Source organism: Deltaproteobacteria bacterium (assembly GCA_026712905.1).
Lineage (GTDB): Bacteria > Desulfobacterota > Binatia > UBA9968 > JAJDTQ01 > JAJDTQ01.
The window spans coordinates 1-12345 of record JAPOPM010000042.1; the positions used below are offsets into that span (position 1 = coordinate 1).

The 12345-nt window shown below is 66.8% G+C and carries 10 protein-coding genes; 6 read left to right on the forward strand and 4 right to left on the reverse strand.

The features are described 5' to 3' along the window. The 4 genes from OXF11_03240 to OXF11_03255 all read right to left on the reverse strand — a co-directional run. Positions 1–678, reverse strand: a 678-nt coding sequence (locus OXF11_03240) for a molybdopterin-dependent oxidoreductase (protein ID MCY4486116.1), incomplete at its 3' end; no start/stop codon positions are given. Positions 679–712: 34 nt separating this feature from the next. Further along, positions 713–1174, reverse strand: coding sequence for a (2Fe-2S)-binding protein (locus OXF11_03245; GenBank protein ID MCY4486117.1), 462 nt, complete (start codon positions 1172–1174; stop codon positions 713–715). Positions 1175–1527: 353 nt separating this feature from the next. Next, on the reverse strand, positions 1528–2403 hold the full coding sequence (locus OXF11_03250; protein MCY4486118.1) for a xanthine dehydrogenase family protein subunit M: 876 nt from the start codon (positions 2401–2403) through the stop codon (positions 1528–1530). Between the two features lie 40 nt (positions 2404–2443). Further along, positions 2444–3823, reverse strand: coding sequence for a UbiD family decarboxylase (locus OXF11_03255; protein ID MCY4486119.1), 1380 nt, complete (start codon positions 3821–3823; stop codon positions 2444–2446). Between the two features lie 248 nt (positions 3824–4071). Between OXF11_03255 and OXF11_03260 the strand changes: the two genes are divergently transcribed. From OXF11_03260 to OXF11_03285, 6 genes are all read left to right on the forward strand, one after another. Then, entirely contained in the window at positions 4072–5187 is a 1116-nt protein-coding gene (locus tag OXF11_03260; protein ID MCY4486120.1) for an ABC transporter ATP-binding protein, read from the forward strand. Between the two features lie 171 nt (positions 5188–5358). Continuing rightward, positions 5359–6477, forward strand: a complete 1119-nt coding sequence (locus OXF11_03265; GenBank protein MCY4486121.1) for an extracellular solute-binding protein — start codon at positions 5359–5361, stop codon at positions 6475–6477. Positions 6478–6522: 45 nt separating this feature from the next. Continuing rightward, a complete protein-coding gene (locus OXF11_03270) occupies positions 6523–8262 on the forward strand; it encodes an iron ABC transporter permease (protein MCY4486122.1) in 1740 nt (579 codons plus the stop codon). A gap of 171 nt (positions 8263–8433) precedes the next feature. After that, entirely contained in the window at positions 8434–10677 is a 2244-nt protein-coding gene (locus OXF11_03275; protein ID MCY4486123.1) for a xanthine dehydrogenase family protein molybdopterin-binding subunit, read from the forward strand. Positions 10678–10815: 138 nt separating this feature from the next. Continuing rightward, positions 10816–11559 (forward strand): SDR family NAD(P)-dependent oxidoreductase, encoded by a 744-nt coding sequence (locus tag OXF11_03280; GenBank protein ID MCY4486124.1) that lies wholly within the window; start codon positions 10816–10818, stop codon positions 11557–11559. A gap of 71 nt (positions 11560–11630) precedes the next feature. Further along, positions 11631–12345, forward strand: a 715-nt coding sequence (locus OXF11_03285; GenBank protein ID MCY4486125.1) for an isocitrate lyase/phosphoenolpyruvate mutase family protein, incomplete at its 3' end; no start/stop codon positions are given.

The following is a 12345-nucleotide window of genomic DNA, read 5'->3' on the forward strand; positions in this document are numbered from 1 at the left end:
GTTCACGCGCCCGTCGGGCTGGAACGCCGCGATGCAGCCGTGGGGCTCCAGCGCCACGTGCTGGGTGGTGGGCAGGATGAAGGTGTCCTCGAAAACGTGGGCGCATTCGGCGAACCCCTGCTCGATATCTCCCTTGCGCAGCTTGAAATGGGTGCAGACGTTGGTGTTCTCGATGGGCTTCAGCTCCGCCAGGTCGGCGAAGCCGTGCTCCGGAATGCGCACGGTCTCGTGCACCAGGATGGCGTCCGCCTTGACCGAGTCCTGCACCTCCATCACCGGCGGCAGGTCCTCGTACTCCACCACGATGAGGTTCGCCGCCTCCTCGGCGGCCTCCCGGGTCTGTGCCGCCACCGCCGCCACCGGATCGCCCACGTGCCGGACCTTGTCCACCGCCACGATGGTCTGGTCCTTGAACACCGGGCCGTAGTAGGGCTCGATGCCGGTGCCCTGGACCACGTCGTCCTTGGTGTAGACCGCCACCACCCCCGGCACCTTGAGGGCCTCGGACGCGTCCACGTAGCGGATCCACGCGTGGGCCACCGGGCTGCGGAGAACGACCCCCTCCAGGACCCCGGGCATCTTCATGTCCGCCAGGTACGCGGCCCGGCCCGTGAGCTTCGCCTGGTAGTCCAGCCGCTGTCCGTCCTGCGCGCTCAGCGGCCTCTCGCTTATCGCCATGACACGCTCCTTTGAAACCTCACGCCACGTGTTCCTATGCCTGGGCCACGCTGCGGATGGCCTGCATGATCTCTTGGTAGCAGCCGCAGCGGCAGAAGCTGCCACCCATGTAGCTCTTGATCTGCTCGTCGTCGGGGCGGGGATTCTCGTCCAGCATGGCCTTGGCGGTGAGCAGGAAGCCCGAAGTGCAATAGCCGCACTGAAGCGCCCCGTACTTCATGAACGCCTCCTGCAACGGGTGCAGCCGGTCACTGTCGGCCAACCCCTCCACCGTGGTGACCTTGCGCCCGTCCGCGTCCACCGCCAGCACCGAGCACGCGCTCACGGGCTTGCCGTCGACCAGGAGCGTGCACGCGCCGCACACCTGGATGTCGCACCCCAGCTTGGCGCCGGTGAGGTCCAGCTCCTCCCGCACCACGTCCAGCAGCGTGCGCCACGGGTCCACTTCCACTTGGCACGACGCGCCGTTGACCTCCATGGTGATGGCCTTCTTCATCCGTAAAGTCCTCTCCGTCCCTGTTCGTCTTCATTCAGCAGGGCGCCGGCCCCGAATCCGTCACGCCCGGGAAACCGGCTGTATCAAAACTCCGCTCGGCCACGAAACGGCACCAACACCCCGATTCGTCATTCGGCACCAACACCCCGATTCGTCATTCCCGCGGAAGCGGGAATCCAGGCGGGGCGAGGCGGGGTACCACGCCCGATCGGCCCCTCCCAACCCATGGATTCCCGCGTTCGCGGGAATGACGATCCGTAGGGTGCGTGCCTCACGAGTTTTTGACACAGCCTGTTCCGCGCGAATGACGATTCGGGGCGTCGGTGGCAACTCGTACCCAACCGGGGTCAACCTCAACCGTTGCCTCTCGCCTTCTCGTACACCCTGGACGCCAGCCGGCGCACCAGCGCCGCCACCATCTCGCGCTTGTAGCGCTCGGAACCGCGCAGGTCGTCCATTGGGTCGCTTTCATCGGCGGCGGCCCGGGCCGCCGCCTGGAGGTTCTCGTCCGTCAGCGGCTTCCCTTCCAGCGCCGCCTCGGCGTTGCGCGCACGCATGGGCGTGGGCGCGACGCAGCCCAGGCCGATGCGCACGTCGCCGCAGGCGCCGTCGTCCGGGTTCACCGACATGCGCACGGCCACGCCGATGCACGGCTTGTCCACCACCGAGCTGCTGGAGAAACGCACGTAGTCGATGGCGCTGTGGGCCGGGAGCGGCGGGATCACCACGTGCGTGAGCACCTCGTCCTCCTGCAACTGGGTCTCGTAGTAGTCCAGGAAGACTTCTTCCAGCGGCAGCGTGCGTCCGCCCGAGGTGTTGGCGATGCGCACGGTGGCGTCCAGGGTGATGAACACGCACGGCAGGTCGGTCAACGGCTCGCCCGAGGCGATGTTGCCCCCCACCGTGGCCATGTTGCGCACGCGGATATTGGCCACGTCGTGCTCCAGCTCGCACAGCACCGGCAGGCGCTGGGCCAGGAGGCTCGACGTCTCGATGTCGTGGTGTGTCACCAGCGCGCCGATGATCAGGTCGCCGCCCGACTCCTCGATGCGCCGCAGCGCGTCGATCTTCTTGATGTTGATCAGCGCGTCGGGCTGCAGGAAACCCTGTTTGAGCAGGATGGTGAGGGAGCTGCCGCCGGCGAACACGCGCGCGTTGCCGGCGTATTGCTTGAGCAGCCCGCAGGCTTCATCCACGGTGGCGGGTTCCAGGTATTCAAAGTGTTTCATGATCCCCCGGAAGGGTTGTCAACGGCGCCGGCTAACCGCCTCAGATGTAGTCGACCTTGTCGACGCCGGGCACCACGACCTTGCGGTAGTACTCGTTGTCGTGCAGCGGCATGGTGGCGTCGATGCCCCAGACCGCGGTCGTGCGCGGCGCCGGAGCCGAAGGGTCGAGGGTGGACATGGCCAGGTTCGGCACGATGATGACGTCCTTGTCCGGCTGGACGCGCGTGTTGACGGCCCATTCCACGTCCACCGGATCGTGCACGTTGATGTCCTCGTCCACGACGACCACGCGCTTGAAGCCCGCGCCCGTGGCCAGCAGCGCCAGGATGACATTGCGCGCCTCCGCGTCGTGGCGCTTGCGCATGGACACCACGGCGTGGTGCCGGAAGGTGCCGCCGGCGCTGACGCTGAAGTCCTTGATCTCCGGCGTGATGGACGCCACCGTGCGATACACGAGCGCCGCGTTGGCGCATTCGATGAGGGTGTGGTTCTCGGTCACCGGCATGCCCGTGAGGCAGGTCTCGTAGATGGGGTTGCGCCGCATGGTAACGGCGGTGACCTGTATCACCGGCGCCTGCTTGCTCTCGCTGTAGGTGCCCGGGTACTCGCCGTAGGGGCCGTCCGACACCCGCTCTCCGGGGATGGTCACCCCCTCGATCACCACTTCGGCGTGGGCGGGCACGTCCACGTCGATGGTGTCGCACTTGGTCAACTGCACGGGCGCGCCGCGCAGGCCGCCCGCAACCGCGAACTCGTCCACGCCGTAAGGCACGCGCGCCTGGGAGCCGATGATGATGGCCGGGTCCACGCCGATGGCCGTGGCCACCTCCAGCCCCTCGCCCCGGTCCTCGGCCTTGAGGATCATGCGCCCCAGGTGATGGTCTGCCGGCGCCCACAGGGACAGCTTGTCCTTGGCCAGCCGCAGCATCCGGTGGATGGATACGTTGGGAATGCGCGTCTCGGGATCCTTGCCGATCTGGACGCCGATGGTGACGTACGCGCCGCAGTCCTTCTCCGAGTGGACGCAGATGGGCAGCTTGTCGAGGTCGATGTCGTCGCCGGTCCAGCGCACTTCCTTGACCGGACCGGTGGACACCATCTCGGAGGGAATGCGCGCCTCCTCCAGCGTCAGGTAGCGCTCCAGCAGCTTGTCCTCGGTGACCCCCAGGCCCAGCGCCACCAGCCGCCGGGTGGCGTACAGCGCTCCGAGCACGCGCCAGTCGGGATGGTCCTTGACGTTGTTGAACAACAGCGCGGGGCCGCCCACGTCGGAGCTCTTGCGGATGCCGGCGGCGACCTCGAAACGCGTGTCCACCTCCCGGTTCACTTCCAGCAACTGGCCCTCTCGTTCCAGCACGTCTAGGAATTCTCGCAGGTCTTGATGCAAAGCAGGTCTCCCGGTTCGAAGCCAGTCCCTCATTCCCGCGGGAGCTTGCCCCTGGACCCCGATCGGGGGCGGGAATTCAGTCTAATTACCAGTTGGCCCCAGGGGAGTCTACCGGTTTGACAACGCCCGCCGGGCTGGAGTAGGCAGACACACTTCTGCTCGACAAGCAGGGCCCCGCGGTTGTCGCGCATACCGGTTGTCACGCATACCCTCGGGTGGCACCATGCCAATGGCGACATGTACCGCTCGAATCCTGGAATGGAAGTGAGCACGAAATCCGTATGATCACGATCCGGGCACTACGCAAGGAGTTCATCGTCACCGACGGCAAGGTCGCGGCGCTCAAGAAGCTCGACCTCGACGTCGAGGAGGGGGAGTTCTTCGTCATCGTCGGCGCCAGCGGCTCGGGCAAGACCACGCTGCTGCGCTGCGTGGCGGGACTCGAGACCCCCAACAGCGGCGAGATCCAGATCGCCGACCGCACCGTGTTCGGCGACGATCCGCCGGTGTGGGTGCCGCCCCAAGACCGAAACTTCGGGATGGTGTTCCAGTCCTACGCCGTGTGGCCGCACCTGACGGTGTTCGACAACGTCGCCCTGCCCTTGCGCGAGGGCGCCCAGAAGATCCCGCGCCAGCAGATCAACGGCCGGGTGCGGAACGCGCTCCACATGGTGCAGCTCGACGAGCAGATCGACCGTCCGTCCACGCTGCTGAGCGGCGGCCAGCAGCAACGGGTGGCGCTGGCCCGTGCCATCGCCGTGAACCCCAGGGTGCTGCTCATGGACGAGCCCCTGAGCAACCTCGACGCGCGCCTGCGCGAGGACGTGCGCGGGCGCATCCGCGACTTGGCCAAACAACTCGGCGCCACCGTGCTCTACGTCACCCACGACCAGATCGAGGCCATGGCCATGGCCGACAAGATCGCCCTCATGAGCCTGGGCGAGCTGCTGCAGTACGGCAGTCCCACGGAGCTCTACCGCAGCCCCAACTGCACCGAGGTGGCCGAGTTCTTCGGTTCGGTGAACTGGCTTCCGGGCCGCAGTGTGGAGGCCAACCTGGTGGAGACCCGGATCGGGCGCTTCCGTGCGTCCGGCGACACCGAACCAGGTACGGAGGTGTTCGTGGGATTCCGGCCCGAGTGCATCCAGTACGCCGAGCCGGCGGACGAGTCGGCGGAAAACACCTTCGAGGCGCGCCTGACCTCCAGCATCTTTCTGGGCGATCAGTTCGTCTACGACGCGACCGTTGGCGACATTCCACTCACCGGCAAGAGCCGCGCGGTGCCCACGACCCACGGCGGCATGCTCTCGCTCCGCGTGATGCCCGACGATGTCATGGTATTCGCGGCGGACGAGAAAAACACGACCTTCGTGAACTCGGTGGGCAAGCAGAGCTAGTGTCCGGTTGGTTCGCGTCAATAATATGCCGAGGATTTTTCGTCGTGGGCAAGGCGCGACGACGAGCGGGGTGTAGGCTCTTGTTGCAACATTGCGGTTGATTTGCACCTGCCCCGAAAACTGGTAGAAGGGGTTTCCGTGTCAGAAACCCAACACCGAAGGAGGAGACTGATGCTCGATATCAAACGCAACCAAAGGTGGGCCGTCGCCCTGTGCGCGGCTTTATGCTCCCTGTTCCTGGCCGCCGGGGCCTATGCGGCCGACGCTCCCAAGAACCTGCAGGAGCTGGTGGAGGCCGCCAAGAAAGAGACGACGCTTCGCGCCATGTGGTCGTCGTCCAGCCTGAGCGGCGGCAAGGGCTTCGCTGAGGTCATCGCCGCCATGAACAAGATGTACGGCACCAATATCAAGCCGAAGTTCACCCCGGGCCCGTCCATGACGCGCATGATCGGCAATCTGACCCGTGAGATGAAGGCCGGGCAGCCCGCCAGCACGGACGTCGTTTGGGGCAACTCCGGAGGCGTGCTGCAGGCCAGCAAGGTGGGGCTGACGCGCTCGCTGCCCTGGAAAGCGTATCTCGGTCGGCCGATGCTGGATCCCGAGCCCGGATTCGATCCCTTGGGCCCCAACGGCAACGCGCTGGCCTCCGCTTCGACGCTCGTGGGCATCATGTTCAACTCCGACGTGGTGAAGGGCGACGACATCCCCAAGAGCATGCACGACGTCCTCGACCCCAAGTGGAAGGGCAAGATCGCTTCCACTCCTTATGCCGCGGGCGTGCGTGAGTTCGCCATGGACGACCTCCTGGGCAAGGAAGTCATGGTGGACTACACGAAGAAGCTCGCCAAGCAGATCGGCGGGCTGATCCGGTGCGGCGCGGTTGACAAGCTCACCAGCGGCGAGTTCGCCATGCTGGTGTTCAGTTGCGGCGACCAGTACGTCAACCGGTACAAGAGTGAAGGAGTCCCGCTGGGTTACGCCGTGGTGAAGGAGGCGGTGGTCTCCCACACCCGCTACGGCTCCGTGCCGGTGCATGCGCAGGCCCCCGCCGCTGCCGCCCTCTTCGTGGCGTATCTGCACACGCCGGAAGGCCAGAAGTGGATGTGGGAAAGGAACGGCCTGGACTTTCACCTCTATCCGGAGTCCCAGCAGCGCAAGACGCTCGATGTGGCCAAGGCCCAGGGCGCCAAGGTGGTCGTCAACTCACCGCAATGGCTGGGGAGCCAGACCACGTATCGCGCTACCCGCAAGGAACTCGAGAAGATCCTGGCGGAAGGCAAGACCAACTAGCGGCGCAGAGGACGCGGGCGGGCCGGCGGCCCGCCCGCAGCCACCATGGAACAAGTCGCAGGCTGGCCCCGGCTTCGCGCCCTCCGGCCAAGGGTATCACCCGTCCTCACGGGGCTCGCCAGCATCCCGTTGCTGGTGATCTTCGTGTTGGTGGCCGTGCTGGTGTGGATCAGCTTCCAGACCGGCATCCTGGGCAGCTTCGAGGCCGACTACAGCCTTGACAACTACGCCGAACTGCTGGGCGACCCTTTCGTCGCCCGGGTCACTTTCAACACCCTCATTTTCACCGTCGTCACCACGCTGGTGGCGCTGATCATCGGGCTACCCATCGCCTGGCTCACCGAACGCACCACCATGCCCGGCAAGGGTCTGGTGTACGCCACCATGACCCTCGGGCTGCTGATTCCCGGCATCTACACGGCCATGGGGTGGACCTTCATGGCGCACCAGCGCATGGGCTTCATGAACCGCTGGCTGGTAAACATTTTCGGCCTCGAGCAGGGACCCTTCAACATCGCCACGCCGGCGGGCATGGGCTTCGTGCAGGGACTCAGTCTCGCGGCGCTGGCGTTCATCCTGACGGCGCAAATGTTCCGCGCCATGAACCCGTCGCTGGAGGAGGCCGCCAAGATCCACGGCATGAGCCTCTTCGCCACCCTACGCCGGGTGACCCTGCCGCTGGCCTTCCCCGCCATCCTGGCCGCGGTCATCTACATCGCCACCATCGCCATCGCCACCTTCGACATCCCGGCCATCATCGGCCTCGGCAACCGCGTGTACATGCTCAGCACCTTCGTCTACCTCAAGACGAACCCTGGCGACGACGAGTTCCCGGAACACGGGGTCACCGCGGCGCTGGGCGTCCTGATGATCGGCCTCGCGGTGCTGCTGACCTGGTGGTACAGCTCGGTGCTGCGCCAGGGGCACCGCTACGAAGTCGTGACCGGCAAGGGCTATCGCCCCACTCTCGTGGACATCGGCCGCTGGGGCTGGGTGGGCTGGGCCTTTATCGGCCTCTATGTCGTCGCGTCCAAGCTGCTGCCGCTGCTGCTCATCGCCTACGTCGCGCTGACCCCGTACGTGGCGCCGCCCTCCTGGGAAATGCTCAGCCGCATGTCCCTCACGGCCTTCGAGCGGGTCGACTGGGATCTGGTATACCGGGGCCTCACCAACACCGTGCTGCTGGTGGCGCTGGTGCCAACCATAACCCTGGTGGTCGCGTTCGCCATGTCATGGCTCATCGTGCGTTCCGGCAGCCGATACCGCTACGTGCTGGAGTTCGGCGCTTTCCTGCCCCACGCCCTGCCGGAGGTGATCCTGGCCATCGCCGCGCTGCTGCTGTCGCTGTTCGTGCTCAAGGGCTTCCTGCCGCTCTACGGCACGGTGTGGCTTATCGCCATCGTCTACGTGGTGTCGCGGCTGGCCTTCGCCACCCGCGCCCTGAACAGCTCGCTGCTCCAGATACACAAGGAACTGGAGGAAGCGGCATACACCTCGGGCCTGTCCCCGGTGCGGACTTCCTGGCGCATCCTCGTGCCGCTGCTGCGTCCCACCATCATGTCGGTGTGGATCTGGTCCGCCATCCTGGTGTACCGGGAACTCACCGTGGCGGCGTTCCTCATCAGCCACGACAACATCACGCTCCCGGCGGTGATCTGGAGCTACTGGAACTCGAGCGCCACCAGCTTGGCCGCCGCGGTCACGTTGCTGATGACCGTCGTGCTGACGCCGCTCATCCTGATATTCTGGTGGTTCGGCAGGCGCTCGCTGATGCCGGAATCGTAAGAAGTCATCGAACAGGATTTCCGCTTGCCAGGCTGTGTCAAGGCTCCGCTCGGGCAAGAGTCGGCACCGACGCCCCGAAGCGTCATTCCCGCGGAAGCTTGCCCTCGACCCCGATCGGGGGCGGGAAGCCATGGGTGGAGAGAGGTCGAATAGGCCTACGGGACCGCAGCCATGACGAACTCCAAGATAGTCGGCACCTCCGTTCTCCGCGCCGAGGGACCGGACAAGGTCACGGGCCGCACTCGCTACGCCGCGGACGTTCCGCTCCAGGGGATGCTGTGGGGCAAGATCCTGCGCAGCCCGCATCCCCACGCGCGCATCCGTTCCATCGACGCCCGGCGGGCGCGTAACGCCCCCGGAGTCCGGGCCGTGGTCACGGGGCCGGATGTCCCGAACCACTACATGGGCAAGCAGATCCGCGACCTGCCGGTGCTGTGCTGGGACCGGGTGCGCTACGTCGGAGACCGGGTCGCCGCGGTGGCGGCGGATACGCCCGAGCAGGCCGAGGCCGCCCTGGCGCTCATCGAGGTGGACTACGAGGTCCTGCCCGCGGTGTTCGATCCGGTGGCCGCCACCGAGCCCGACGCGCCGCTGCTGCACGACGACGTCGCCGCCTACGATGGCGCGCCGCGCGAACGCCTGGCCACCGACGTGCGCAACGGCCTCACCCGCCTGGCCTGGCGCAAGGGAGACGTGGAGCAAGGGTTCCGCGAGGCCGACGTGGTGCTGGAGCATACCTTCCGCATACCCGGGCGCCACCAGGGCTACCTGGAGCCCCACGCCGGGCTCCTGTCCATCGATCCCGACGGCCGCGTGCAGGTCTGGGCCTCCACCAAGGACCCCTTCCGCACCCGCCGCATGCTCGCCGACACCCTGGGGATGGAGCACACGCGCGTGCGCGTGCATTCGGTGAACGTGGGCGGCGAGTTCGGCGCCAAGGGGGATGCGCGCGACCTGCCCGTGGCCTATTTCCTGGCGCGCGAATCCGGCCGGCCGGTGAAGATCGTCATGACCTACGCGGAGGAACTGGCCGCCTGCAACCCGGACGAGGCCACGGTGATGACCATCCGCAGCGGCCTCAAGCGCGACGGCCGCATCGTCGCGCGCCGCCTCAAGGCATGGCACGCCGGCGGCGCCTACGGCGGCACCAAGGCGAGCGCGTCGTTCGCCACCTGGCACTACGTCGGCGGCCTCTACCGCGTGGACAACGCCGAGTTCGAGTTCCTGCAGGTCTACACCAACACGACGCCAGGCGGTTACTACCGCAGTCCGGGCTCCATCCCGACCTTCTTCGCGCTGGAGTCCCACACCGACATCCTCGCGCGGGAGCTCGGCATGGACCCGGGCGAGTTCCGCCTGCGCAACGTGCTGCGCGCCAACGAGGAGGACGCCATCGGCAAACGCCTCCCCGGCCTGCAGGTCCACGCGGTGCTGGCGCGGGCGCTGGAGGCGGCGGACTGGCACGCGCCCCGGTCCGGCCCCAACCGCGGCCGCGGGGTGGCCGTCTACGGGCGGCACATCTCCGGCGGCGAGACCGGCATCGCCGTCACCGCCGGGACCGACGGGACCCTGACCGTGCTGAGCCCCACGGTGGACCAGGGCACCGGCACCCACACGATCCTGCGCCAGCTCGTGGCCGAGCAGATGCAGGTGGCGCTGGAACGGGTGCGCGTGGCCACGGGCGACACCGACACCGTGCCCTACGACACCGGCGCCCGCGCCAGCCGCGTGACCTATGTGGCGGGTCTGGCGCTGGAGCGCGCGTGCAACGAACTGCGCGACAAGCTCGCGGGTCACGCCGCGCGCATGCTGGAGTGCGACCCCGCGGACGTGGTGTACGCCGAAGGCGCGTTTTCACTGCGCCCGGACCCGGGACAGAGCCTCACCCTGGCGCAGGTGGCGGCCCGGCATCCGGACGACCGCACCGTCACGGTGGAAGAGGACTTCCGCTATCCCGACGAGACCACCTACGTGTGCGCGCAGGTGGCGGAGGTAGAGGTGGACCCGGAGACCGGCGCCACCCGGGTCGAACGCATCGTCACCGCTCACGACGTGGGCACCGTCATCAACCCCATCATGCATCAGGGACAGATCGACGGCGGCGTCATCATGGGGCTGGGTCAGGCGGTGATGGAAGAGCTCACGCTGGACAACGGCAAGGTGGCCAACGCCAACCTGGGCGACTACAAGCTCCCGAGCATCCGCGACATCCCGCGGCTCGACACGGTGCTCGTGGACTCGGAGGGCGGCCTCGCGCCCCACGGCGGCAAGGCTATCGGCGAGTTCGCCAACAACAACCCCCCGGCTGCCATCGCCAATGCCGTGGCCGACGCCGTCGGCGTGCGCCTGTTCGAGATGCCGGTAACGGCGGAGAGAGTGTACCAAGGGCTCAAGGAGCGGGGCCGGAACCGGTAACCGCACTGCATTCTTGCGTCCTTAGCGTAGCGAAGCGAAGTCGAAGGGCCAGGTCGGATCGGCGAAGCGTAATCCGCCATGTACGGTGCAGGTTCAGGGTTACGCTACCGCTCAACACAACCTACAAAGGAGGAATCCATGCTGGAAGGCAAAGTGGTCGTGGTGACGGGCGGCGGCAAGGGCATCGGACGCCATGCCGCGCTGACGTTCGCACGGGAAAAGGCCAAGGTCGTGATCATCGACGTGAGCCAGGACTGGCTCGACAAGACCGGGCCCGAGTTGGGCGAGTTGACCGACGCCCTGGGCATCAACGCCGACGTGCGCGACGAGAACGCGGTGCGGCGCGCGTTCGAGCAAGTGGTCCACCGCTTCGGGCAGATCGACGTGCTGGTGAACGACGCCGCCATCGTGCCGCATTTCGCCTGGGGCATCCCGCGCTGGCCCATGATCCGCGACATGGACCTGTCCTTCTGGAACCGGGTCATCGAGACCAACCTGGGAGGCACGTTCCTGTGTTCGAAGCACGTGCTGGCGCACATGGAACCGCGGCGCTCCGGCCACATCATCAATCTCTACGGCGGCGGCGGAGTCTCGCCCGGCGGCGCCTGCGCCTACGTGGTCACCAAGGACGCCATCTGGACCTTCAGCCGCTACCTGGCGGAAGAGGTGCGGGAGTCCAACGTGTGCGTGGTGACGTTCTCGCCGCGGGTCCCCATCGTCACCGAAGGAGCCCCGGACGACGCCTTCACACGGCTCCCGACCCCGGAGATCCTGGGCCAGGGCTTCGTGCTGGCCGCCCAGGTGCCCATGGAAGACTCCGGACGGTGCTATTTCTACGAAGACGGCAAGCTCGTTCCCTCCAAGGACGGGAGGTACGAGTAGCGGGATGACGGGGCGGTTTCAAACCGGGCGAAATAAAAGGGAATTATTGGGAATTCGGCCAGCGAGAGACGATGACAAAGTCCGAACAGAAGAAACGTGCCGCAACCTTCGCGGCGATGCACGAAGGCAATGAACTTCTCGTCCTGCCCAATGCGTGGGACGCGATCAGTGCGTGTGTCCTGGTGGAAACAGGTTTCGCCGCCGTGGCGACCACCAGCGGCGGCTGTGCGTTCGCACTCGGATATCGCGACGGCGAGAACATCTCTTTGCGGGAGATGGCCGGTGCGGTGCGCCGTATCGCCAACGCCGTGCCCGTTCCGGTCTCGGCGGATATGGAAGCGGGTTACGGTCCCGCGCCGGAGAACGTAGCGGAAACGACCCGCCGGACCGTCGGAGCTGGCGCGGTCGGGATGAACATCGAGGACGGTGACAAGAGGAACCCGGGACATCTGATCGAGTTCGCGGTTGCGGTGGAACGCATCCGCGCGGCCCGCGCGGTCGCCGATTCGGCGGGCATTCCGATGGTCATCAATGCCCGCACCGACGGATTTCACCATGGTGACGGCGAGGACGTGTTTTCCGAGACGGTCCGCCGCGCCAACGCCTACCTGCAGGCCGGCGCCCGTTGTGCGTTCGTGCCGTTCATCAGCGACGGCGCGCTGATCGGCCGGCTGGCCGCCGCCATCGACGGGCCGATGAACGTGCTGGCCGGCGCGAACACTCCGCCGGTTCCGAAGCTTCGCGATCTGGGCGTCAGGCGGGTGACCGTCGGCAGCAACCTTGCCA